Below are 23,602 nucleotides of genomic sequence, written 5' to 3' on the forward strand. Positions count from 1 at the left end.
TCGGTCGATCTCCATGTGGAGCGGGTGGTGTCGCGGGCGAAACTGGTGGTGGTCCGGCTGCTGGGGGAGAGCGCTACTGGCCCTACGGGATCGAGCAGGTGGCGGACGCCTGCCGGCGCGGCGGCATCCCGCTGGCGGTGCTGCCGGGCGACGACCAGCCCGACCCGGAACTGGCGCGCTTCTCGACCCTTCCGGGCGATGCGGTCCACCGGCTGTGGCAGTACTGCGTCCAGGGCGGCGTCGAGAACGCCGCCGGGCTGCTGCGCTACGCGGCATCGCTCATCGGCCGGGGCGGCGGCGATTGGCGGGAGCCGATGCCGCTGATGCGGGCCGGGATCTACTGGCCGGGCCGCGACCGGCCGGGGCTCGACGACCTGCGCCGGGCCTGGACGCCGGGCGCTCCCGTCGCCGCCATCCTGTTCTACCGCGCGCTGGAGCAGGCGGCCAACACCGCCGTCATCGACGCCCTGATCGATGCCCTGCGCCGGGCCGGGGTCAACGCGCTGCCGATCGCGACGACCAGCTTGAAGGAGAAGGTCGCGGCCGGGATCGTCGCCGATCTGCTGGCGCGGGCCGAGCCCGACGTGATCCTCAACGCGACTTCCTTCGCGGTGTCCCAGCCGGGAGCGGCGCGGTCGGCGACGCCGTTCGACGGTTCGGACTGCCCTGTCTTCCAGGTCGTGTTCTCCGGCGGGTCGGAGGCGGCGTGGCGCGGCGGGACGACCGGCTTGTCCGCCCGCGACATCGCCATGAACGTGGCCCTGCCGGAGGTGGACGGCCGGCTGATCACCCGCGCCGTCAGCTTCAAGGCGGAGGCCCGGCGCCACGAGGCGACCCAGAGCTGGGTGCTGTCCTACCGGCCCGTCGCCGACCGCGTCGGTTTCGTCGCGGCCCTGGCGAAATCCTGGGCGCGGCTGCGCCGGACGCCGCCGGCCGAGCGGCGCGTCGCGGTCGTCATGGCGAACTATCCGAACCGCGACGGCCGCCTCGCCAATGGCGTCGGCCTTGATACGCCGGCCGGCGTGGCGCGGTCGCTCCGGGCCCTGGCCCAGGCGGGCTACGCGGTCACCGGGGCGCCACCGGATTCCGCCGCGCTGATGGAGCGGATCGGCGCCGGCGTGACCAACGACCTGACGGCGCTGGACCGGCGCACGGTCTCCGAGACGCTGTCCCTGGATGGGTACCGTACGTTCTTCGCGACCTTGCCCGAAGCCGTCCGTGCCGCGGTCACCGGACGCTGGGGCGCCGCGGAGGAGGACCCGTACGTGCGGGACGGGTGGTTCCTACTGCCAGCGGTCCGGTTCGGCAACGTCGCCGTCGCGATCCAGCCGGCGCGGGGATACCAGATCGATCCGTCCAAGACCTACCACGACCCCGACCTGGTGCCGCCGCACGCCTACCTGGCCTTCTACGCCTGGGTGCGCCGGGAGTTCGACGCCCACGCCGTCGTCCATTTCGGCAAGCACGGCAATCTGGAATGGCTGCCGGGCAAGTCGCTGGCCCTGTCGGAGGAGTGCTTCCCGGAGGTGGCGCTGGGACCCGTCCCGCACCTCTACCCCTTCATCGTCAACGATCCCGGCGAGGGGACCCAGGCCAAGCGCCGCGCCGCCGCCGTCATCATCGACCACCTGACCCCGCCGCTGACCCGGGCGGAGAGCTACGGCCCGCTCCGCGAGCTGGAAATGCTGGTGGACGAGTATTACGAGGCGGCCGGCATCGATCCGCGCCGCATCGCCCTCCTGCGCGAGCGCATCCTGGAACTCAGCGCCGCGACCGGCCTGGACGTGGATTGCGGCGTCAGCCGGGACGACGAACCGCAGGAGGCCCTGGCGAAGCTCGACAGCCATCTGTGCGAGCTGAAGGAACTCCAGATCCGCGACGGCCTCCATGTCTTCGGGGAAGCTCCCGAGGGCGGGCTGCTGACCGACCTTCTGGTGGCGCTGACCCGGTTGCCGCGCGGCAAGGGGGAGGAGCGGGACGCCTCGCTGATCCGGGCGCTGGCGGCGGACCTGGGGCTCGGGGGGCTCGGCTTCGACCCGCTGGACTGCGCCATGGCCGAGCCCTGGCATGGGCCGCGGCCCGACGCCCTCGATACGGGGGGAGTCTGGCGCAGCCACGGCGACACCGTGGAAAGGCTGGAGGAACTCGCCCGGCGGCTGGTCGCCGGCGATGCCGTTTCGGAGCCGGAATGGACCCGCGCCGGCGTCGTCCTGGATTATATCCTGTCGGACCTTAGGCCGACCGTCGCCGCCTGCGGCGCCGCGGAACTGGAAGGACTGCTGCGCGGTCTCGACGGCCGCTTCGTCGAGCCCGGCCCCTCCGGCGCCCCGACCCGGGGCCGGCCGGAGGTTCTGCCGACCGGGCGCAACTTCTATTCCGTCGATACCCGTGCCGTGCCCACGCCTGCCGCCTGGCACCTGGGTTGGAAATCCGCCTCCCGCGTGGTCGATCGCTACCTCCAGGAGAACGGCGACTATCCCCGCACCATGGCGCTGTCAGCCTGGGGGACCGCCAACATGCGGACCGGCGGCGACGATATCGCCCAGGCGCTGGCCCTGATGGGAGCCCGGCCGACCTGGGACACCGGCACGGGCCGGGTGACCGGGTTCGAGATCTTGCCGGCCGGCGTGCTGGACCGGCCGCGGGTGGACGTGACGCTCCGGGTTTCAGGCTTCTTCCGCGACGCCTTCCCCGCCCAGATGGACTTGGTGGACAGCGCCGCCCGGGCCATCGCCGACCTGGACGAGCCCGACGACGTGAACCCCCTGGCCGCCCGCGTCCGGGCCGACGCCGCAGCGCTGGTGGAGGCCGGCGTCGATCCCGCCGCAGCCCGGCGGCGGGCCGGCCACCGGGTTTTCGGCTCCAAGCCGGGCGCCTATGGCGCCGGCCTCCAGGCCCTGATAGACGAGCGCGGCTGGGAGACCGAGAAGGACCTCGCCGAAGCCTATCTCGCCTGGGGCGGGTACGCCTATGGCGGCGGGGTGGACGGGGCGCCTGAACGGGCCTTGTTCGAAACCCGTCTGGGCTCCGTCCAGGCCGTCCTGCACAACCAGGACAACCGCGAGCACGATTTGCTGGACAGCGACGACTATTACCAGTTCGAGGGCGGAATGAGCGTCGCCGTGCGGACCCTGTCGGGCCGGGCGCCGACCGTCTACCACAACGACCACTCTCGCCCGGAAAGTCCCCGCGTCCGGACCCTGGAGGAGGAGATCGCCCGCGTCGTCCGCGGCCGTGTGGTCAATCCGAAATGGATCGCCGGGGTCATGCGCCACGGCTACAAGGGCGCCTTCGAGCTGGCCGCCACCGTCGATTACCTCTTCGCCTTTGCCGCGACGGCGCGGTGCGTCCGGGACCACCATTTCGACGCGGTGTTCGACGCCTATGTGGCCGACGTCCATGTCCGCGACTTCATGGCCGGGGCCAACCCCGCCGCACTCCGGGAAATGGCGGAGCGGCTGGCCGAGGCCCAGGATCGCGGGTTGTGGCGACCGAAGTCCAATGCCGCCTACGATACGCTGAAGAATCTGAGCCGGGGAGAGACGCCATGAAGACCGAAGGCATGACCGAGGAAGAGATCAACGCGCGGCACGCCGAGAAGATGGCCAAGAAGAAGGCCGCCCGCGACCGCATGATCGCGACCAAAACCCTCGAGAAGGGGCTTCTGATCGTCCACACCGGCAAGGGCAAGGGCAAGTCCACCGCGGCGCTCGGCATGGTGATGCGGGGGATCGGCCACGGCTTCAAGGTCGGCATCGTGCAGTTCGTCAAGGGCAAGTGGGAGACCGGCGAGCGGGTCGTGCTGGAGCGATTCTCCGACCAGGTCACCATCAACACCATGGGCGAAGGCTTCACCTGGGAGACCCAGGATCGCCAGCGCGACATCGCCGCCGCCCGCGCCGCGTGGGACCAGGCGGTCAGCCTGATCCGCAACCCCGACTACAAGATGGTGCTTCTCGACGAACTCAACATCGTGCTGCGCTACGACTACCTGCCGCTGGACGAGGTGATCGAGGTCCTCCGCTCCAAGCCGGAGGACACCCACGTCATCGTGACCGGCCGCAACGCCAAGGACGAGTTGCTGGAGATCGCCGACCTCGTGACCGAGATGACCATGGTCAAGCACCCGTTCCGCGACGGCGTGAAGGCCCAGGCGGGCATCGAGTTTTGACCAAGGCCATCATGTTCATGGGCACCGGCTCGGACGTCGGCAAGTCCATGATCGTCGCCGGGCTGTGCCGCGCCTTCACGAACCGGGGCCTCCGGGTCCGCCCGTTCAAGCCGCAGAACATGTCCAACAACGCGGCCGTCACGGCGGACGGCGGCGAGATCGGCCGCGCCCAGGCGCTCCAGGCGCGGGCCTGCCGGATGGCGCCGGTCACCGACATGAACCCGGTGCTGCTCAAGCCCCAGACCGAGATCGGCGCCCAGGTGGTGGTCCAGGGCCGCGTCGTCGGCGCCATGAAGGCGCGCGAGTACCAGACCCGCAAGGGCGAGCTGATGCCGGCCGTGCTTGAGAGCTTCCATCGCCTGGGCCGGGACGCCGACCTGATCCTGGTGGAGGGCGCGGGGAGCGCTTCGGAAGTCAACCTGCGGGCCGGCGACATCGCCAACATGGGCTTCGCCGAAGCCGCCGACCTGCCCGTCGTCCTGATCGGCGACATCGAGCGCGGCGGCGTGATCGCCGGCATCGTCGGCACCTGCGCAGTCCTGCCGCCGGCCGAGCGCGCCCGGCTCAAGGCTTTCCTGATCAACAAGTTCCGGGGCGATACCAGCCTGTTCGACGACGGCCTCCGAATCATCAAGGAGCATACCGGCCTGTCCAGCCTGGGCGTGGTCCCCTGGTTCGCGCAGGCGGATCGGCTGCCGCCCGAGGACGCGCTGGCTCTGGCCTCGCAGCGAACGGCCGTGGGCCGGGCGATCCGGATCGCCGTGCCCCAGCTTTCGCGGATCGCCAATTTCGACGATCTAGACCCCCTGCGCGCGGAGCCCGACGTCACGGTCGAGATGATCCCGCCGGGCCGGCCGCTGCCGGGCGACGCCGACCTCGTCATCCTGCCCGGCACCAAGGCGACCATCCCCGACCTGGAGTTCTTCCGCGCCCAGGGCTGGGACATCGACCTCGCCGCCCATGTCCGCCGGGGCGGCCACGTGCTCGGGATCTGCGGCGGCTTCCAGATGCTGGGCCGTCGCCTCGACGACCCGGCGGGCACCGAGGGCGCTCCCGGCGCCGTGGACGGCCTCGATCTTCTCGATATCGAGACGGTCCTGGACGGCCCCAAGACCCTGGTCGAGGTCACCGGCCGCCACCTCGCCAGCGGCGCGGAACTGCGCGGCTACGAGATGCATATCGGGCGCACCGCAGGCCCCGCGCTGGACCGGCCGCTTCTCGACCTGTCCGGCCGTCCCGAGGGTGCCGTGTCCCCGAACGGCCGGATCGGCGGTTGTTACGTCCACGGAATGTTTTCTGCGGACGGGTTCCGCCACGCCTTCCTCTCCGCCATCCGCCATCGCGCCGAGAGCGGGCTGAACTACGAGGACACCGTCGAGACCACCCTCGACGCGCTGGCCCGCCATCTGGAAACCCACCTGGACCTGGACGGGTTGTTCGCAATTTCGTAGGTCGGCCTTCGCCCGAAGGGCGAACGCCGACGGCATGCCAAAACATTGGCGCGCGGTGTCGGCGTTCGCCTGACGGCGAAGGCCGACCTACAAAACCTGCCCTAGAAAAGGAACGCCAGCGACGCGATCAGCCCGGCCTGGATGCCGCACGCCGAGGCCATGATGCGGAGCGCCCATCGGATATCGTCGGACGTCGCCTCCCGCCGCCCGCCTTCGCCCATCCAGGCATCCTCCACCACGACCGTTCCGTAGCGGCGGGGTCCCGCCAGCGCCAGCCCCAGCGCGCCGGCCATGGCGGCTTCCTGCCAGCCGGCGTTGGGCGACTTGTGCTTGCCGGCATCGCGCAGCATGGTCTTCCAGGCCGCATGGGCGCGCCGCAGCCGCTTGCCCCGCAGGGCGACGGCGCTGCCAAGGATGATGAACAGGCCGGCCAGCCGGGCGGGCATCAGGTTCACCAGATCGTCCAGCCGCGCCGCCGCCCAGCCGAAGGCCCGGTGGCGCGGGGTCCGGTGGCCGATCATGCTGTCCGCCGTGTTGATTGCCTTGTAGGCGACCAGACCGGGAAACCCCAGAACCGCGAACCAGAAGACCGGCGCCACGATGCCGTCGGAGAAGTTCTCCGAGCAGGACTCGATGGCGGCACGGCAGACGCCGTGCTCGTCCAGGCTTTCCGGGTCGCGCCCGACGATCATGGACACCGCCCGGCGCCCTCCCGCCAGCCCCCCGCTCTCCAGCGCGGATGCCACCGCCGCCACATGGGTGTAGAGGCTCCGTTGGGCGATCAAAGTGCTGGCGAGGATGGCTTCCAGCACCCAGCCGAGCGGCATGGCTTCGAAAGCCAGGCTGGCGAGCCAGGCCGGGCCGGCGGTCACCGCCAGCAGCAGCAGGACGGCCGCGATCCCCGCCAGCCGCCGCGCCGCCGGCCTCCAGCCATCGCGGTTGAGCGTCCGGTCCAGCAGGCTGACAAGCCGGCCGAACAGGACCACGGGATGGGGCAGGCGTGCATAGATCCAGGCCGGTTCCCCGAACGCCGCGTCTATCGCCAGGGCCAGCAGGAGAACGGCATCCTGGTTCATGTTCCGCTGTCCACCACATGAAGGAACGATCCCATCACCGTGCCGCGCCGGGCCCCCATGCCGCCCAGGTCGTCGCCGCGCGCGTCTCGGACCCGGAACAGCGGCGGGTCGGCCTCTTCCGCCGTGATGCTGGCATAGTGGAACTCGTGCCCGCGCAGCACCGTGCCGCTGGGGCCGAACGGCGTCGCCGCGGCCGCCACCGCCTCACGGTAGCCCAGATGCAGCCGGCGTCTGGCGAAGGACGTGTCCAGCGGCAACAGTCCCGCCATGGCGTGCCGGACGCCGTCGCCGTCCTCCAGCGTCCTGCCCAGCACCATGTAGCCGCCGCACTCGCCATAGACCACGGCTCCGCGATCGGCGGCGGCCCTGATGCCGCCCAGGAACCGCGTGGCGCCGGCAAGGCGCCCGGCATGCAGTTCCGGATAGCCTCCGGGCAGGAAGACCGCGTCGGCGCGGGTGTCCGGCGCCTCGTCCGCCAGGGGAGAGAATGGCACCAGCTCGGCGCCCTGCCTTGCCCAGGACGCCAGCAGATGCGGATAGGCGAAGACGAAGGCGTCGTCGCGGGCAATGGCGGTGCGCTGGCCGAGCGGCGGCAGCGCCGCGCCCCCTGCCTCCGCCGGAAACGCCGCCGGGCAGGCCAGCCGGCGCAGGGCCGCGGTATCCACATGCCGGGCCACGGCATCCGCCGCCCGGTCCAGGAAGGCGTCCAGCGCCCCGATCTCCCCGGCGGGCACCAGTCCCAGGTGGCGGTCCGGCAGTTCCAGGGCCTCCAGCCTCGGCAGCGCGCCCAGCACCGGGACGCCGAGCGGTTCCAGGGCGGCCCGCAGCAGCGCCTCGTGCCTGGGACTGCCGACCCGGTTCAGGATCACACCCGAAACCGTCACGTCCCGGCGGAAGCTGTTGAAGCCATGGACCAGCGCCGCGACCGACTGGGCCTGGGATTTGGCGTCCACCACCAGCAAGACCGGCCATCCCGCCAGTACCGCCAGATCGGCGGTCGAGCCGGTGCCGTCCGCCGCCCCGTCGAACAGGCCCATGACTCCCTCGACCACCAGCAGATCCGCGTCGGCTTCCGCCAGCCGGGCCAGCGTGGCCGGGCGCATCGCCCAGGGGTCCAGGTTGAGGCAAGGCTGCCCGCTGGCTGCGGCGTGGAACAGGGGGTCGATATAGTCGGGCCCGACCTTGCGCGACTCCACCGCCACGCCCGACCGGCTGAAATGCCTCAGCAGCGCCAGGACCGTGACGGTCTTGCCGCTGCCCGAGGCGGGAGCCGCCAGCACGAGCCCCGGTGCCGCCACGGCCTCAGCCAGCCATGCCGCCGGTGGTCAGCACGCGGCCGGACAGGGCGCCCAGCCAGTCCAGCGCCGGCCGGAGCAGCACCACATCTCCGACCACCACCATGGCCGGGGGCTCGATGCCGTGCTCCGCCACGTCGGACGCCGCCCGCTCCAGCGTCGTCTCCAGCACGTGCTGGTTCGGCAGGGTCGCGTTGGTCACGATCGCGACCGCCTGGTCGCGCGGGCGGCCGGCCTCCATGAAGCGGTCGGCGATGAGGGCAAGGTGCTTCAGCGCCATGTACATGATGATCACCGGCGAGCCGCGCGCCACGGCGGCCCAGTCGATCGTGTCCGGCACCAGCCCGGAGGCGCTGTGCCCGGTCATGAAGGTCACGGCGTGGTTCCGGTCGCGGTGGGTCACGGGGATGCCGGCATAGGCCAGGCCGCCGATTCCGGCGGTGATGCCGGGGATCACGCGGAACGGCACCTTGTGCTCGACCAGCATCAGCGCTTCCTCGCCGCCGCGCCCGAACACGAAGGGATCGCCGCCCTTCAGCCGCAGCACGCGCAGGCCCTGCCGGGCCAGTTCCACCAGCCGCCTGGAGATGTCGGGCTGCTTGGGCGACGGCCGGCCGCCGCGCTTGCCAGCGAACTCCAGCCGGCTTTCGGGCCGGGCCATGCCGAGGATGTCCGGCCCGACCAGCGCGTCATAGACGATCACGTCCGCATGGCGCAGCGCGTGCCAGGCGTGGAGGGTGAGCAGCCCGGGATCTCCCGGACCGGCGCCCGCGAGCCAGACCCAGCCGGGCTCGAACTCGGGGAAGGGGAGGGGTGAGGATGAGGGGATCATTGCCGCCACTTTACACCGCGTCTATAAGCCACGCCATGACCGACAAACCGGAAGACGTCCCCGATCGTCCCCTGCGCCGTGGCTGGACGACCGGAGCCTGCGCCACCGCCGCCACCCGCGCGGCCTACGCGGCGCTGCTCACCGGCGAGTTCCCGGACCCCGTGACGATCCGGCTGCCCGGCGGGCAGGCACCCGCCTTCGCCCTGGCCTGGGAGGCGCGCGGACCGGACATCTACGCCGCCGGCGTGGTCAAGGACGCCGGCGACGATCCCGACGTGACCCACGGCGCCCTGGTGATCGCGACCGTCAGCCGCGGCGCTCCCGGGTCCGGCGTCACGTTCCGGGCCGGCGAGGGCGTCGGGACCGTCACCAAGGAGGGATTGCCGATCCCGCCCGGTGAGCCGGCGATCAACCCCGTTCCCCGCCGCATGATGTCGGAGGCGGTGGCCGAGCTGGCGGCGGCCCATGGCGACGCCGGGGACGTGGTGATCGAGGTCTCGATTCCGGGCGGTGCCGGGATCGCGCTCAAGACGTGGAATCCGCGCCTGGGCATCGTCGGCGGGCTGTCGATCCTGGGGACCACCGGCATCGTGGTGCCGTTTTCCTGCTCGGCCTGGATCCACTCCATCCACCGGGGCATCGACGTGGCGCGGGCCAACGGGATCGGCCACGTCGCGGGTTCTACCGGCTCCACCTCCGAGCAGGCGGTCCAGCGGCTCCACGGGCTGTCCGACCTGGCATTGCTCGACATGGGGGATTTCGCAGGGGGAATGCTGAAGTATCTGCGGCGGCATCCCGTGCCGCGCTTGACAATCGCGGGCGGTTTCGGCAAATTGTCTAAAATGGCCCAGGGTTTCCTGGACCTTCATTCGGGCCGCAGTCAGGTCGATTTCAACTGGCTTGCCGACCGCATGGCGGAACTGGGCGCTTCGCCCGACGAAATAGACCGCACCAGACATTCCAACACCGCCAATCAGGTCCTGACCCGCGCGATCGCCGCCGGCCTTCCGCTTGCCGACCTTGTCGCGGCCCGCGCGCGAGCGGTTGCGCTGGACACGCTGGGCGGCTGCGGGACCGACGTGGAAGTGCTCGTGTTCGATCGCAGGGGCGGCCTGGAAGGACGCGCCGGCTTCGCCGTTCCCGGCAAGGTCCTGATCCTCGGCGGCACGACGGAGGCGGCGGAGCTGGCCTGCAGCATTGACGGCATGTCGGTGGTCACCTCGCTGGCCGGCCGCACCCGCGCGCCGGCCGTCCTGCCGGGAGAGGTCCGCATCGGCGGCTTTGGCGGCGCCGAGGGGCTGGCGGCTTATCTCAGGGACAATGCGGTCACCGCCGTCATCGACGCCACGCATCCCTTCGCCGCCACGATCTCCCGCCATGCGGAGGAGGCCTGCCGGCAGGCCGGCGTGCCCCGGCTGGCGCTGGTGAGGCCGGAATGGGTGGCCGGACCCGGCGACCGCTGGATCGGGGTGGACGACATGGAAGCCGCCGCGGCGGCGGTGCCGGGCGGCGCCCGCGCGTTCCTGACGGTCGGCCGTCAGGAACTCGGCCCCTTCGCATCCCGCGCCGATGCCTGGTTCCTGGCTCGTGTGATCGATCCGCAGGAACCGCCGAGCCCCAACATCGCCCTGGTGACGGGGCGCGGTCCCTTCGACCTCGATGCCGAACGAGCCTTGCTGGCGGACCACGGCATCACCGTCGTGGTCTCCAAGAACAGCGGCGGCGGTGCCAGCCAGCCGAAGCTCGCCGCCGCACGGGAACTGGGTATCCCGGTCATCATGGTGCGCCGCCCCGCGCCGCCGGCCGGACCCTGCGCCGGCACCGTGGACGAGGCGCTGGAATGGCTTCACCGGACCTTGCGCTCGGGCCGCAGCACATGGACGTGCTCCGGGTCGTAGAGCGCGCTGTCGCGGAAATCCTCCGCCGCCAGCACGCGGCCGACGATCACCAGCGCGGTGCGGGTGATCTTCGCCTCGCGCACCTTCTCCCGAATGTCGGCGAGCGTGCCGCGGATCACCTGTTCGTCCGGCCAAGTCGCCCGGTAGACCACGGCGACCGGGCAGTCTGCCCCGTAATGGGGCGACAGCTCCTCGACGATCCTGGTCATGTTGCGGATCGACAGGTGGATCGCCAGGGTTCCGCCCGACCGGCCCAGGATATCGAGCGTCTCCGCGTTCGGCATCGGCGAGGACTTCATGGCCGTGCGGGTCAGGATGACGGTCTGGGAAACCTCCGGCAGCGTCAGCTCGGTCCGCAGCAGGGCAGCGGCGGCCGCATAGGCGGGCACGCCCGGCGTGATGTCGTACGGGATGCCCAGCGCGTCCAGGCGGCGGATCTGCTCGCCGATGGCCCCGTAGAGGGAGGGATCGCCGGAATGGACCCGCGCCACGTCCTTGCCCGCCGCGTGGGCGGCCTCGATCTCGGCCAGGATATCGTCCAGCGTCAGCGGGGCTGTGTCCACCACCCGGGCGCCCTCCGGCGCATAGGCCACCACCTCGGGCGGCACCAGCGACCCGGCATAGAGGCAGACCGGGCAGCGGGCGATCAGGTCGCGCCCGCGGATCGTGATCAGGTCGGGAGCGCCGGGACCCGCGCCGATGAAGTGAACCGTCATTGGGATTTTTCGTCCGGATGCTTCGCGGCATAGCCGCGGGGGGTGTAGACCCAGGTGCCGCCGTCGCCGCGCGGCAGCGCGCGGGTCTCGCTAGAGCCGATCAGGACCAGGGTCAGCATGTCGACGTCGGCCACGTCCAGATCCGCCAGGGTCGTCACCGTGATGGCTTCTCCCGGACGGCCCAGGTTTCGGGCGAGGACGACCGGCGTGCCGGCCGGCCGGTGTTCCAGTAGGACCGCCTTCATGGCAGGAAGCTGCTCCGTGCGCCGGCGCGAAACCGGGTTGTAGACGGCGATTACGAAATCGCCCTCGGCCGCGGCGCGGATGCGCCGCTCGATCACCGGCCAGGGGGTCAGGAGGTCGGACAGGGAGATCGTGCAGAAATCATGGCCCAGCGGGGCACCGGTCCGCGCCGCTGCCGCCTGGAGCGCCGAGATGCCGGGCGTGACCGCGATGTCGAGCCGCGCCCAGTCGGTCCGTCCCTCGCGCTCCACCAGTTCGAACACCAGGGTCGCCATGGCATAGATGCCGGCGTCCCCGCTGGAGACCAGCGCCACGTCGCGGCCTTCCGCCGCGAGGTCGAGGGCGACGCGCACCCGCATCTCCTCGGCCCCCAGTTCGTAGCCATGCCGCCGCTTGCCGGCCGCCAGTTCGCCGAGGAGGTCCAGATAGAGATGATACCCCACCAGGTCGGTGGCCCTCGCCAGCCAGCGGTCCGCCTCCGGCGTGCGCCAGCCGTCGCTGCCTGGACCGATCCCGACGACCGAAAGGCGTCCCCGGCGCTTGCCGATGCCGTCGGCTTGGAGCGGCGCCGGAGCCAGCCCGACGGCGCAGGTCGCGCGCGCGGACTTCCGCTTGGGCACCGCCAGCGTGCCGCCCGACGCCGCCAGCGCCGCCCCTTCGGCGACCCCGTGGCAGCCGACCTCTCGGAACACCAGGTCGGACGGGTTGGCGAGGTGCTGCGCCTCCTCCTCCAGCCGGGCGGCATCGAAGAAGCGGGCCGGAACGCCCAGGTCGGCGGCGGCGGCGTGGATCGCCGGCTCGTCCATCTTGACGTCGATCGAGCACAGCGCCGCCACGGCCTTCTCGGCCAGGCCGGCGGAGGCCAGGGTCTCGCGCACCAGCGCCCTCACTTCCTCGGCAGAAGCGCCGCGCTCGCACCCGACGCCCACCGCCAGCACCGGGGGATGATAGACGAGGCGGGTTTCGGAGCCGGCCTCGGCCCGTTCCGTGACCCGCAGCGTCAACCTGCCATCGGCCGAGAACGGCAGGCGGGTGCCCGCCAGCCAGGGAGCGCTGCCCTCCAGCCTGACCCTTGCCCCCGCCATCAGCGCGGCGGTGAAAGGCTTGGCGTCCTCCGGGTTGGCGAGATGCCAGCCGGCCGGCGGCTCGTCCAGGGCCACGCCGAAGTTGAGGTCGCCGGCCGTCGTGATGGCCGGTTCGATGCCCAGCGCCTCAGCCAGCCTGCGCGCCATCTCGTTGGCGCCGTGGTGCCCGCCCAGCAGCGGAACGACAGCGCTGCCGTCCTCCGCCAGGGCCAGTACGGGAGGTTCGGCGCGCTTGTCCGACAGGACGGGACCCAGCGCGCGGATCAGGATGCCGGCGGCGAACACGCCGATGATCGGCGTGTTGGCCGTGAACAGCGCCCGCAGATGATCGAGCGTGGCGGAGAAATCCCTGTCCGCTCCGGCGACCCGGTGGGCGAGTCCGTGGATCTCGGCTCCCGGCAGCATGGTCCGGGCGCCCGACGCGACCTCGAACCCGGATTGCGACAGGACGACGAAGACGGGTGCGCTCATGCCCAGGCCTCACCCCGGCGGTGGACCAGCACCATCGAGAAATAGGGGACGGAATCGGCGTCCACTTCGTCCAGCGGTAGCAGCCGCTGGTTCGCCATGGTGGCACGCTCCACATAACGCGACCGGCCGGCAAGGCCCAGTTCTTCCAGCACGTCCCTCACCTTGGCGAAATGACGCCCCAGCTTCATGATCGCGGCGGCGTCGGTCTGGGTCAGGCGCTCGCGCAGCAGGTCGGCCGGAAGCGGGGCCGGAAGCACGGTCAGCACGTCGTTCCGGGCTGCGAGCGCCGCCCCCAGGGCGGCGGCGCAGGCGGTCAGCGAGGAGACGCCGGGCACCACCTGCACCGGGAAACGCTCCGCCATGCGACCGAACAGGTACATGAACGAGCCGTAGAAGAAAGGATCGCCCTCGCATAGTACCGCGACGTCCCGCCCGGCCGCCAGATGGGCGCCCAACTCCACCGCCGCGCGGTCATAGACCTCCTGTGCGGGAAAGCGCTCGACCAGCATGGGCATGCGGATCGCCACTTCGATCTGCCCGCCGGGCAGGTGGCCGGCCACGATGGCGCGTGCCAGGCTGTCGCCATTCTCCGGCGCCGGATATGCGACGACGGGGGACGACCGCAGCAGGCGAAGCGCCTTCAGGGTGATCAGTTCCGGGTCGCCCGGCCCGACACCCAGGCCGTAGAGGATTCCGCTCATGTCTTGTTCAGCGCCAGTTGGGTGACCGGCATCAGGGGACGCCAGCCGGAAAACGGGCCGACCGGTTCGGCCCGGGAAATCGCGATGCGGGTCAGGCTGCCGCCCAGCCGGGCGTAAGCCCCGGCCAGCACCTGCTCGCCCTCGATGGTGACGGCATTCGCGACCAGCCGGCCGCCGCTCGGCAGCGCGTCCCAGCAGGTCTCGAACAACCCTGGCGCCGTGATGCCGCCGCCGATGAAAACCGCGTCGGGGGCTGGCAGGCCGGCCAGGGCCGCCGGCGCCTTGCCCTCGACGATGGAGAGCCGGGGACAGCCCAGCGCTTCGGCATTGGCCGCAATCAGGGCCAGGCGGTCGCCGCGCGGCTCGATCGCGACGGCGCGGCAGGCGGGGTGGTGGCGCATCCATTCCAGGGCGATGGAGCCGCAGCCGGCCCCCACGTCCCACAGAAGCTGCCCGGGAACCGGGGCCAATGCCGCCAACGTCGCAGCCCTGACCTCCCGCTTGGTCAATTGCCCGTCGTGGTGGAAGGCTTCGTCCGGCAATCCCGGCGTACGCGGCAGCAGCGGGGCTCCGGGCTCGGCTACGCATTCGACCGCGATCGTGTTGAGATCGGCGTAGTCGTCCGCTCCGGCCCATTCCCGCCGCCGCTCCCGGGGGCCGCCCAGATGCTCCAGCACGGTTATCCGGCTGTACCCGTAACCGCGCCGCCTCAGCAGGCCGGCGACATTCCCGGGCGTGCCGCCGTTCTCGGAAAGGATCAGCAGGCGCGCGCCGGGCTGGACATGGGCGTGGAGCAAGGCGGCCGGACGGCCATGGAGCGACAGCGTCTCGACCTCCGCCCGCGCCCAGCCCATCCGGGCGCAGGCCAGGGCGAAGGCTCCCGGTGCCGGCATGACGATCATTTCACCGGTGGCAACCCGGCGCGACAGGGTGGCACCGATGCCGTGGTCCATGGGGTCGCCGCTCGCCAGCACGCAGACCCTGCGCCCGCGCAGGCCCAACAGCCGCTCGATCCCCGCGCTGAACGGGGAAGGCCAAGCCAGCCGCTCGCGCCCGTCGTCGGGGATCATGGCGAGATGGCGCTCGCCGCCGACCAACACCTCGGCGCTATCGATCAGGCGTCGTCCGGCCGGCGACACGCCGCCCAATCCGTCCTCGCCGATGCCGACGACGGACAGCCACGCTCCGGCGGAGCCCGTCATGCCGAAGCCCCGATCGCGAGCGCATTGACCGCGGCCGACGCCATGGCGCTGCCGCCGCGCCGCCCGCGGACGGTGATGAAGGGGATGCCGCGGGGGTCGGCCGCCAGCTCGGCCTTGGATTCGGCTGCGCCGACGAAACCCACGGGGAAACCCAGGATCACCGCCGGGCGCGGCGCTCCGGCGTCCAGAAGTTCCAGCAGGCGGAATAGGGCGGTCGGCGCGTTGCCGATCGCGACGATCGATCCTTCAAGGTGCGGCAACCAGAGATCAAGGGCCGCGGCCGAACGGGTGGTGCCCAGGCCGGCGGCCAGGGTCGGCACCGAAGGCTCGGTCAGGGTACACAACACCTGATTTGCCGCTGGCAGGCGCGATGCCATGATGCCGGACGCGACCATGCGGGCATCGGTCAGGATGGCGGCTCCCGCGTCCAGCGCGGCCCGGCCGGCCGACACGGCATCGGCGCTCCAGGCGAGGTCGCGGACCAGATCCACCATGCCGCAGGCGTGGATCAGGCGCGTCGCTATCTCCGCCATGTCGGGCGGGAGGCCGGCCAGATCGGCCTCCTCCGCGATCGTCGCGAAGGAGCGGCGGTAGATCTCCGCCGGGTCACGCAGGTATTCCATCGCCCGATCAGTCGCGAGCCTGTTTCGTCATACTCCTCGGCCCCAGCGGATGATCGGCGTGGGGGTAGGGGTGGTGATGGTGCCCGGCGGCGCCGCGATCGTGGGAGTGGCCATGATCGTGGGAATGTCCGTGATCATGGGCATGGCGATGATCCGCATGGTCATGATGGTCATGATGGTCATGATCGTGCCCATGCCCATGCCCATGCCCGTGGTCATGACCGTGCGCCTGGCCGGTGCCGATGCCTTCCACGTGGTGGTGGTGGCTTTCCTGGCGCAATCCGACTTCCGCCTCGAAGCCCAGGACCTGCTCCCGGTACTTGCACATCTGGCAGTTCATGTTGCCGGTGCCCTGGAGGATCTCGGTGACACGGTCCGAGAAGGTCTCCAGCACCATCGGATGGTCGTTGAGGTAGCCGGCCTTGATGAACTCGATGTTCGGGTAGCGCGCCGCGACGGCGTCGGCGTAGTCGTAGATCCGCCGGACCAGGATGCCGGTGAACAGGAAGTACGGGAACACGACGATGCGCCGGTAGCCCAGCTTCGCCGCATGCTCCAGCCCCGGCTCGACCAGCGGGAAGGTGACGCCGGAATAGGACGTCTCGGCCCAGCCGAAGCCCATCCCCTCCCACAGCATGCGGGTCACCTTCGCCACGTTGGAGTTGGCGTCCGGGTCGGACGAGCCCCGGCCGACCACCATCAGCAGCGTCTCGTGGCGCGGCACGTCGCCGCCGGCCAGGGCCAGGGCCTCGGCCACCCGGTCGCCGGCCGCGCGCAGCATCTTCAGGTCGATGCCCAGCTCGCGGCCGTAATGGATGGTCATGCCCTCGTTCTGCGCCTGGTAGGCGTTCAGCACCGAGGGAATGTCGTTTTTCGCGTGGCCGGCGGCGAAGAGCATGCCGGGGATCGCCAGCACCTTGGTGACACCCTTGGCGCGCAGCTTGTCCAGGCCGTCGCGGATGATCGGCTTGGCGAACTCCAGGTAGCCGTACTCCACCGCGTCGAACGGCAGCTTGGCGCGGAGCTGCCCGGCCACGACGGCGAATTCCTGAACGGCGCCGGTGTCCCGGCTGCCGTGGCCGCACAGCATGACGCCGAGCTTTTCGGAAGAAGCCTGTGCCGGCCCCTGGGAGGGTTTGGCGATCGCGTTCATCGTTCCTCTCTCACCGGTGCACCCCGCCCGGTCCCTTGTTGTTGCGAGTGACACCGGCAGGTCTCCTGGCTCGCAGGTCGCCGTCGGGGCCGTTGCCTTCCCGGCCCGCGATCTGGGCCAGTGGCGTGAAATCGGAACCGACTCACTGCTCACAGTTGCGGGGGCAGCCACGGATTTGGCATACGGCTTTACAGCCCGGCCGCACCGTGTTCCCTTTTCACCTCGCGCCCGAACGGGGACGCAAAGGAACCAATGTCCATGGGTCAGCAGTCTTACGGCCCCCCCGCATCAGCGTCAATCGAGAATGCGCCGTTCGCGGCGCCCGAGAATGCGCCGGTTGCGGCGTCCGAGAATGCGCCGGTTGCGGCGCGGGTCCGCGACCATGGCGGCGGCCTTGCCCGGGCCGAGGCCCGATTCGGCCACCCGGCTGAGGGGTGGGTGGACCTGTCCACCGGCATCAATCCCTGGCCCATCCGGGTCCCCGCGCCGAGTCCCGACGCTTGGACCCGCCTGCCGGACCGGGACGCGCTCGACCGGCTCCTCGCCGCCGCCGGGCGCTATTTCGGCGCGAACCCCGCCGCCATCGTGGCTGCGCCCGGGTCCCAGGCGCTGATCCAGGCGGTGCCCCGGCTTGTGCCGCGGGGCAGGGCGGCGATCCTGGGCTTCACCTATGCCGAGCACGCCCGCTGCTGGAGCCTCGCCGGCCACGAGGTCGCGATAAGCGAAACGCTCGACGAGGCATCGGACGCCGCCTGCGTCATAGTGACCAACCCCAACAATCCGGACGGCCGGCAGGTCGACCCGGACCGGCTCCTGGCGCTCGCCGGGCGGCAGGCCGCGCGGGGCGGGTTGCTCCTGGTGGACGAGGCTTTCGCCGACATGGCCCCGGCGATCAGCGTCGCCTCTGCCGCCGGCCGGCCCGGCCTCTGCGTGCTGCGCTCCTTCGGCAAGTTCTTCGGGCTCGCCGGGCTCCGCCTCGGCTTCGCGCTCGGACCCTCCGGCCTGGTGTTGGCGCTGGAGGATCACCTGGGACCCTGGGCGGTTGGAGGGCCGGCGCTGGAGGTGGGCGCCGCGGCGATGGCCGACCGGGACTGGATCGAGGAAACCCGCGGCAGCCTCGCCTCGGCCGCGCGCGACCTCGACGGATTGCTGCGGGCGCATGGGCTGGAAGTCGTCGGGGGGACCGATCTCTACCGCCTGACCCGCACCGCCCATGCCGCCGCCCTGTTCGAGCATCTTGGCCGGTCCGGCATCCTGGTCCGCCCGTTCGAGGCGCGGCCGGACTGGCTGAGGTTCGGCCTGCCGCCCGATGCCGCGGCAGCGGCGCGCTTGCGCGACGCCCTCGGCTCGTTCATCTTCCCGGCATGAAGAAAGTCCCGACTTTCGATGTGGGTTTTCAGGAGCGGCTGGAAGATCTGTTCCGCTGGCGCCGCGACGTGCGCCGCTTCCGGACCGACCCGGTCGACGACGAACTGATCGAGCGGCTGGTCCAGGTCGCGGCCTTGGCGCCGTCGGTCGGCTACAGCAGGCCGTGGCGATTCGTCCGGGTCGACGATCCCGGGCGCCGTGCCGCCGTCCGTGGGGTTTTCGAACGCTGCAACGCCGAGGCGCTGTGCGGCTACACGGGCGAACGCGCCCGGCTCTATGCCACGCTCAAGCTGGCCGGGCTGAACGACGCGCCGGTGCAGATCGCCGTCTTCAACGACGACGAGACCGCGCGCGGCCACGGCCTCGGCCGGCGCACCATGCCGGAAATGCTCCGCTACTCCACCGTCACCGCCGTCTATACCTTCTGGCTGGCGGCGCGGGCTCATGGGATCGGCGCGGGCTGGGTATCCATCCTCCATCCGGAAACCGTCCGGCACGCGCTCGATGTGCCGCCTGCCTGGTCGCTCGTGGCCTATCTGTGCGTCGGCCTGCCGGTCGAGGAGCACATCGATCCCGAACTGGAGCGTGCAGGGTGGGAGGCCCCCGAAGAGGCGGCATCGGTCCTGCTGCGCCGCTGACACTGGCGGACGGTGATCGGCGCGTGAAACACGGAAGCTTGACGGACAAACGCTTTGCCCTCTAGCTTCATCCCCGGTGACAGGTTCCCCCGAGCGAGAGTCGAGGGGGATTAATAGGGAACACGGTGCGGCGGACCCCCCAGGGGACCTAATCCGTGGCTGCCCCCGCAACTGTAAGCAGCGAGTCTGCGCCGGCATCAAGCCACTGGCCCCGCAATGGGCCGGGAAGGCATCGGCGTCCGACCGGGACCTGCGAGCCAGGAGACCTGCCGTCACCGGAAGAGCCGTATGTCCGGGCGGGGTGCACCGGGAGGAAGGCCAGCCAAGTCGGCGGCATCCTTGTCGCCGTGCTCAGTGGGCGCTTCATCCATGCACCTCCTTTTGTCGAAAAAGGGGGTTATCTGTTCAATGCATATCATGGAAGGCTACTTGCCGCCTCTCCATGCCGCGGCCTGGATGGTGGCCGCGGCGCCTTTCGTCGTCGCCGGCGTCCGCCGGATCAGGCGCGTGGTCGATGACCATCCCGAAACGAAGCTTCTGCTCGCCGCATCCGGCGCCTTCGCCTTCGTGCTGTCGGCGCTGAAGATCCCGTCGGTGACGGGAAGCTGCTCGCACCCGACCGGCGTCGGCCTGGGCGCCGTCCTGTTCGGGCCGAACGCCATGGCGGTGCTGGGCACCATCGTCCTGATGTTCCAGGCCCTGCTGCTGGCCCATGGCGGGCTGACCACGCTGGGCGCCAACGTCTTCTCCATGGCCGTCGTCGGTCCCTGGGTCGCCTATGGCGTCTGGCGTCTGGCCGCCGGCCTGGGCAGGAGCTTCGCGGTCTTCCTGGCCGCGGCGCTCGGCAACCTGGCGACCTATTGCACGACCTCGGTCCAGCTGGCCCTGGCCTTTCCCGACCCGCTGACCGGCTTCGGGGGGGCGCTGGTCAAGTTCCTGTCGATATTCGCGATCACCCAGGTGCCGCTCGCGGTGGTGGAGGGGATCCTGACGGTCGTAGTCGTCAATCTGCTGGTGCAGTATAGCCGCGACGAGCTGTCGGCGCTGGCGTTCGGAACCAAGGTGATGGGGGCGAAATGAGGGGGCGCAACGCAATTCTTCTCCTGGTGGCCGCCGCCATCGTGGTCCTGCCGCTGCTGGTCGTCGGCAATGCCGAGTTCTCCGGCGCCGATGGGCAGGCGCAGGACCTGATCGACCGGGCCGGATACCAGCCCTGGTTCGAGCCCCTGTGGGAACCGCCCAGCGGCGAAATCGAGAGCCTGCTGTTCTCGCTGCAGGCGGCACTCGGCGCCGGGCTGCTCGGTTACTATGTCGGCCTCCGGCGAGGACGGCGGGAAGGCGGACCGGACGATCGGCGGACGGAGCTTCATGCTGGCGATTGACCGCCACGCCTGGACCAACCGCTGGCACGACCTCCATCCGCTGGAAAAGCTGCTGCCCGCGCTCGGCATGCTGCTGGTGACCCTGGTCCTGCCGCCCTGGCCCACGGCACCGCTGTCGATCGCCGCCATGCTGGCACTGACCATCCTGGGAGCGGGCGTGCCGGTCGGGGCCGTGCTCGGCACGCTCGCGATCCCGCTCGGATTCCTGCTGACCGGCGCGCCGGTGCTGGCGCTGGCGGTCGATGTTTCCGACGGCCTGCATGTCGGGCTGGCGCCCGGCGGGCTGGAGGCGGCGGCTGCCGTGACCTTGCGGTCGCTTGCCGCGACTTCCTGCCTCGTCTTCCTGATCCTGACCACGCCCGTCGCCGACCTGATGCCGCTGCTGGGGCGGCTTGGCGTGCCGCGGCTGGTGCGTGACCTGATCCTGCTGACATACCGGCTGATCTTCGTCTTCCTGGACTGTGCCGCCACCGGCCGGCAGGCCCAGGTCGGCCGCCTCGGCTACGATGGTCCCCGGCGCAGCCTGCGCTCGGCCGGCTGGCTGGCGGGGAGCCTGTTCCAGCGCTCCCTCGCCCGCGGCCGGCGGCTGGAGATCGGGATGGCGGCGCGCGGTCTTGGCGGCGACCTGCCGCAGCCGGCCGACGACCGTGCGCTCTCGGCTTGGCGCCTGCTGGCGGGAGCGGCGCTGCCGCTCGGCATCGCGTCGGCGGCGCTCCTGGTGCGGCGGGGCGGATGATGCTGGAGGCGCAGGCGCTCCGCTACGACTATGCCGGCGGCATCGAGGCGCTGCGCGGCCTCGACCTCGCCGTCGGGCGGGGGCGCAGGCTGGCCCTGCTCGGGCCGAACGGCTGCGGCAAGACGACCCTGTTCCTGCACCTGAACGGCACCCTGAAGCCGCGCGGCGGGCGCGTGATGCGCGACGGATCGCCGGCGGGATACGACCGCCGTGCCCTCCGCGACTGGCGCAACCGGGTGGCCCTGGTGCTCCAGGATCCGGACGACCAGATCTTCGCCGCGACGGTCGCCCGCGACGTCGCTTTCGGGCCGCTCAACCTGGACCTTCCCGAAGCCGAGGTGCGCCGGCGGGTCACCGCCGCCCTGGCCGATCTCGGCATCGGGGATCTGGCCGACCGCCCGACCCATATGCTCAGCTTCGGCCAGAAGCGGCGCGTCGCCATCGCGGGCGCCCTGGCGATGCGGCCGGAGGTGCTTCTGCTGGACGAACCCACCGCCGGGCTGGACGCCGATGGCGTCATTCGCCTCATGGCGGTCCTGGACGGCCTTGCCGCGCAGGGAATGACGCTGGTCTTATCCACCCACGACGTCGACCTCGCCTATGCCTGGGCGGACGACATCGCGATCCTGTTCGAGGGCAGGACGCTGATCCAGGGAACGGCGCCCGACGTGCTGGGAGACGCCGAGGCGCTCGCCCGGGCGCGGCTGCGGCCACCCCTGCTGCTGGAACTGGCGAGGGCGATGAAGCTGCCCCGGCCATGGCCCCGGACACGGGAGGCCATGCTTGGATCCTGTGCCGGCGGGTGAGCCGCCCGCCTTGAATCTCGTCCGGGCATGACAACTTCTCACCCCATGAGCGATATTTCCCAGAAGTCCCGCCGGTTGCCGGCCTGCCCGATCTGCGGGCGGCCAGCCGATCCACAGTATAAGCCGTTCTGCACGTCCCGGTGCGCCGACGTGGACCTGAACCGTTGGTTGGGCGGGGTCTATCGCGTCGAGGCCAACGACCCGGAAGCGGAGATCGAGACCGACTTCGACGCCGATCCGGAAAGGCTCCACTGACGGGTTCGGCCGCGGCTTCGCCGGCGCCGGGCCGGAGTTCCTGGAGACGGCGCCCGGTGCTCCCGCTGTGACGACGGGCGTCAGCCGCGTGCGATCGAAATGCGGGGAGGCGCCAGGAAGCCGTCGAGCGCCAGGGCGATGCCGCCCATCGGGACGGCGTCCTCGCCCAGCGGCGAGATGCGCACGCTGACGCCGGCCGCCGCCGGACCGAGCGCGTGCTCGGAGATCGCTCGCTCCAGGCTGGGCACGATATGGGCGCCGACGACCGCCAGGTTGCCGCCGAGCACGATCAGCCCCGGATTGAGGATGTTCACGATGTTGGACAGAGCGAAGCCCAGGAGGTGGCCGGCTTCTTCCAGCAATGCCCGGACTTCCTCCCGTCCGGCCGCCGCCAGGTCGGCGACGGCGCGGATGTCGGCGGCGTCGATGCCCCGTTCCGCCAGGGTGCGCAGGATCGCGGCTTCCGACACATAGGTCTCCAGGCAACCACGCCGGCCGCAGCCGCATGGCCGGCCCTCCGGCGAAACCTTGGTATGTCCGATTTCTCCGGCGAAGCCGCCCGAACCGCGGTAGACGCGGCCGCCCAGCACCAGCGCGCCGCCGACGCCGGAATCACCGGTGAGGTAAACGTAATCGTCCGTCTTGCGGCAAAGGCCGAACAGCCGTTCGGCGATGGCCGCGGCCTTGGTGTCGTTATCGACCTCGACCGGGCAGTGGAAGATCTCCTCCAGCATGGCGCGGATCGGCACGTCCCGCCAGCCGAGGTTGGGCGCCAGCACCAGGTTTCCGTCCCGGTCCATCAGCCCGGGTATGCCGGCGCCCAGTGCCCGGACCGATGACCAGGTTTCGCCGATCTCCGCGATTTCCCGGTCCACCGCCTCGCGCAGGGTGACCAGCGCCGCCTTCATGTCCAGGCTGCCCGGAAGCTGGCAGTGGCCGAGCACCTCGCCGGCGAGGGTGGTGGTGACGACCCGGATCGTGGCCGGCTCCAGCCGGACGCCGACCAGTACGCCGGCGCTACGGGGGATCGACAGCGCGGTCTCCGGCCGGCCGACCCGGCGCGCCTTGCTTTGTTCCGAGCGCTCGACGAGCCGCAGGTCCTGCAACTGGGCGACGACGGTCGATACCGTCGCCTTGTCCAGGCCGGTGAGCTTTCCGAGATCCCGCTGCGAGCTTTCCGGATGCTCCCGCAGGGCGTGAAAGACGCGCGCCAGATTGATCTGGCGAATCAGTGCCGAGTTCACCCGGGCTGACACGGCGATGTTCTCCTCGCCTGCTTGACCATGCCTAAACTCTAGGCTACGCTTATTTTTGTTCGATGGTCTATCTAATTTGAGACCGAGCGCAAACAAGACGCCGCCCCATCGAACGGGAGGGAGGAACGTCAGTGCCGCGCATAGAGCCGCGCCAGCAGAGCCATTCCCGCACCATTCCCTCCCCGCGTCCGTTTCTGATATGGCGGCACGGCGCCAAGCGGTCACGCTTCGCGGACAGTCCGCT

The 23,602-nt window shown here is 70.9% G+C and carries 21 protein-coding genes and 2 riboswitches; of the genes, 11 read left to right on the forward strand and 10 right to left on the reverse strand.

Annotated elements, in window-relative coordinates; translation table 11 throughout:
* Positions 1 to 98 precede the first annotated feature (98 nt).
* From cobN to DPR14_RS10105, 3 genes are read left to right on the forward strand one after another with little or no spacing between them, the layout of a single operon-like run.
* On the forward strand, positions 99 to 3,551 hold the full coding sequence (gene cobN, locus DPR14_RS10095; RefSeq protein ID WP_343038722.1) for a cobaltochelatase subunit CobN: 3,453 nt from the start codon (positions 99 to 101) through the stop codon (positions 3,549 to 3,551).
* On the forward strand, positions 3,548 to 4,171 hold the full coding sequence (gene cobO, locus DPR14_RS10100; protein WP_246149127.1) for a cob(I)yrinic acid a,c-diamide adenosyltransferase: 624 nt from the start codon (positions 3,548 to 3,550) through the stop codon (positions 4,169 to 4,171). The genes cobN and cobO overlap by 4 nt, the downstream gene beginning before the upstream one ends.
* Positions 4,172 to 4,182: 11 nt before the next feature.
* The gene (locus DPR14_RS10105; protein WP_158048082.1) at positions 4,183 to 5,622 is read left to right on the forward strand and encodes a cobyric acid synthase; all 1,440 of its coding nucleotides are present in this window, start codon (positions 4,183 to 4,185) and stop codon (positions 5,620 to 5,622) included.
* 101 nt (positions 5,623 to 5,723) lie between these two features.
* Here DPR14_RS10105 and cbiB read toward each other — a convergent pair whose 3' ends face one another.
* Genes cbiB through cobA form a run of 3 tightly spaced genes read right to left on the reverse strand, consistent with a single transcriptional unit; the run spans position 5,724 to position 8,825 of the window.
* The gene (gene cbiB, locus DPR14_RS10110) at positions 5,724 to 6,698 is read right to left on the reverse strand and encodes an adenosylcobinamide-phosphate synthase CbiB (RefSeq protein WP_158045014.1); all 975 of its coding nucleotides are present in this window, start codon (positions 6,696 to 6,698) and stop codon (positions 5,724 to 5,726) included.
* Positions 6,695 to 7,996, reverse strand: coding sequence for a cobyrinic acid a,c-diamide synthase CobB (locus DPR14_RS10115; RefSeq protein ID WP_246149130.1), 1,302 nt, complete (start codon positions 7,994 to 7,996; stop codon positions 6,695 to 6,697). The genes cbiB and DPR14_RS10115 overlap by 4 nt, the downstream gene beginning before the upstream one ends.
* 4 nt (positions 7,997 to 8,000) lie before the next feature.
* On the reverse strand, positions 8,001 to 8,825 hold the full coding sequence (cobA, locus tag DPR14_RS10120) for a uroporphyrinogen-III C-methyltransferase (RefSeq protein ID WP_158045015.1): 825 nt from the start codon (positions 8,823 to 8,825) through the stop codon (positions 8,001 to 8,003).
* Between the two features lie 35 nt (positions 8,826 to 8,860).
* On the opposite strand from cobA, the gene DPR14_RS28860 reads away from it, so the two are divergent.
* Positions 8,861 to 10,723, forward strand: a complete 1,863-nt coding sequence (locus DPR14_RS28860) for a cobalt-precorrin-5B (C(1))-methyltransferase (RefSeq protein WP_192499391.1) — start codon at positions 8,861 to 8,863, stop codon at positions 10,721 to 10,723.
* On the opposite strand, the gene cobM is transcribed toward DPR14_RS28860, so the two are convergent.
* Genes cobM through DPR14_RS10155 form a run of 6 tightly spaced genes read right to left on the reverse strand, consistent with a single transcriptional unit; the run spans position 10,672 to position 16,917 of the window.
* Positions 10,672 to 11,439: a precorrin-4 C(11)-methyltransferase gene (gene cobM, locus DPR14_RS10130; RefSeq protein ID WP_158045016.1), complete on the reverse strand. Its 768-nt coding sequence runs from the start codon at positions 11,437 to 11,439 to the stop codon at positions 10,672 to 10,674. The two genes, DPR14_RS28860 and cobM, sit on opposite strands and share 52 nt — an antisense overlap.
* Complete coding sequence (gene cobJ, locus DPR14_RS10135; RefSeq protein WP_158045017.1) at positions 11,436 to 13,238, reverse strand: precorrin-3B C(17)-methyltransferase; 1,803 nt, start codon at positions 13,236 to 13,238, stop codon at positions 11,436 to 11,438. Before cobJ ends, cobM begins: the two co-directional genes overlap by 4 nt.
* Entirely contained in the window at positions 13,235 to 13,939 is a 705-nt protein-coding gene (locus DPR14_RS10140; RefSeq protein ID WP_158045018.1) for a precorrin-2 C(20)-methyltransferase, read from the reverse strand. The genes cobJ and DPR14_RS10140 overlap by 4 nt, the downstream gene beginning before the upstream one ends.
* The gene (gene cbiE / locus DPR14_RS10145) at positions 13,936 to 15,141 is read right to left on the reverse strand and encodes a precorrin-6y C5,15-methyltransferase (decarboxylating) subunit CbiE (RefSeq protein WP_158045019.1); all 1,206 of its coding nucleotides are present in this window, start codon (positions 15,139 to 15,141) and stop codon (positions 13,936 to 13,938) included. The genes DPR14_RS10140 and cbiE overlap by 4 nt, the downstream gene beginning before the upstream one ends.
* Positions 15,138 to 15,764: a precorrin-8X methylmutase gene (locus tag DPR14_RS10150; protein ID WP_158045020.1), complete on the reverse strand. Its 627-nt coding sequence runs from the start codon at positions 15,762 to 15,764 to the stop codon at positions 15,138 to 15,140. The genes cbiE and DPR14_RS10150 overlap by 4 nt, the downstream gene beginning before the upstream one ends.
* 7 nt (positions 15,765 to 15,771) lie before the next feature.
* Positions 15,772 to 16,917, reverse strand: coding sequence for a sirohydrochlorin chelatase (locus tag DPR14_RS10155; RefSeq protein ID WP_158045021.1), 1,146 nt, complete (start codon positions 16,915 to 16,917; stop codon positions 15,772 to 15,774).
* Positions 16,918 to 16,955: 38 nt separating this feature from the next.
* Positions 16,956 to 17,186: riboswitch (cobalamin riboswitch) on the reverse strand.
* Between DPR14_RS10155 and cobD the strand changes: the two genes are divergently transcribed.
* The 7 genes from cobD to DPR14_RS10190 all read left to right on the forward strand — a co-directional run bounded on the left by cobD (position 17,176) and on the right by DPR14_RS10190 (position 22,102).
* A complete protein-coding gene (gene cobD / locus DPR14_RS10160; RefSeq protein WP_158045022.1) occupies positions 17,176 to 18,285 on the forward strand; it encodes a threonine-phosphate decarboxylase CobD in 1,110 nt (369 codons plus the stop codon). (Overlaps the previous riboswitch by 11 nt.)
* Positions 18,282 to 18,923, forward strand: coding sequence for a 5,6-dimethylbenzimidazole synthase (gene bluB, locus DPR14_RS10165; protein WP_158045023.1), 642 nt, complete (start codon positions 18,282 to 18,284; stop codon positions 18,921 to 18,923). The genes cobD and bluB overlap by 4 nt, the downstream gene beginning before the upstream one ends.
* Positions 18,924 to 18,986: 63 nt before the next feature.
* Positions 18,987 to 19,211, forward strand: a riboswitch (cobalamin riboswitch).
* A 129-nt stretch (positions 19,212 to 19,340) separates the two neighbouring features.
* On the forward strand, positions 19,341 to 20,003 hold the full coding sequence (locus tag DPR14_RS10170; RefSeq protein ID WP_246149133.1) for an energy-coupling factor ABC transporter permease: 663 nt from the start codon (positions 19,341 to 19,343) through the stop codon (positions 20,001 to 20,003).
* Positions 20,000 to 20,305: an energy-coupling factor ABC transporter substrate-binding protein gene (locus DPR14_RS10175; protein ID WP_158045025.1), complete on the forward strand. Its 306-nt coding sequence runs from the start codon at positions 20,000 to 20,002 to the stop codon at positions 20,303 to 20,305. Before DPR14_RS10170 ends, DPR14_RS10175 begins: the two co-directional genes overlap by 4 nt.
* Positions 20,292 to 21,041 carry a cobalt ECF transporter T component CbiQ gene (cbiQ, locus tag DPR14_RS10180; protein ID WP_158045026.1) on the forward strand — a complete coding sequence of 250 codons (750 nt, stop codon included), beginning with the start codon at positions 20,292 to 20,294 and terminating at the stop codon, positions 21,039 to 21,041. The genes DPR14_RS10175 and cbiQ overlap by 14 nt, the downstream gene beginning before the upstream one ends.
* Complete coding sequence (locus tag DPR14_RS10185; protein WP_158045027.1) at positions 21,038 to 21,847, forward strand: energy-coupling factor ABC transporter ATP-binding protein; 810 nt, start codon at positions 21,038 to 21,040, stop codon at positions 21,845 to 21,847. Before cbiQ ends, DPR14_RS10185 begins: the two co-directional genes overlap by 4 nt.
* Positions 21,848 to 21,892: 45 nt before the next feature.
* Positions 21,893 to 22,102: a DNA gyrase inhibitor YacG gene (locus DPR14_RS10190; protein WP_158045028.1), complete on the forward strand. Its 210-nt coding sequence runs from the start codon at positions 21,893 to 21,895 to the stop codon at positions 22,100 to 22,102.
* Positions 22,103 to 22,182: 80 nt separating this feature from the next.
* On the opposite strand, the gene DPR14_RS10195 is transcribed toward DPR14_RS10190, so the two are convergent.
* A complete protein-coding gene (locus DPR14_RS10195; RefSeq protein WP_211103961.1) occupies positions 22,183 to 23,358 on the reverse strand; it encodes an ROK family transcriptional regulator in 1,176 nt (391 codons plus the stop codon).
* Positions 23,359 to 23,602 lie beyond the last annotated feature (244 nt).

It is taken from the genome of Skermanella pratensis (genome assembly GCF_008843145.1).
In the GTDB taxonomy this organism is placed as follows: domain Bacteria; phylum Pseudomonadota; class Alphaproteobacteria; order Azospirillales; family Azospirillaceae; genus Skermanella; species Skermanella pratensis.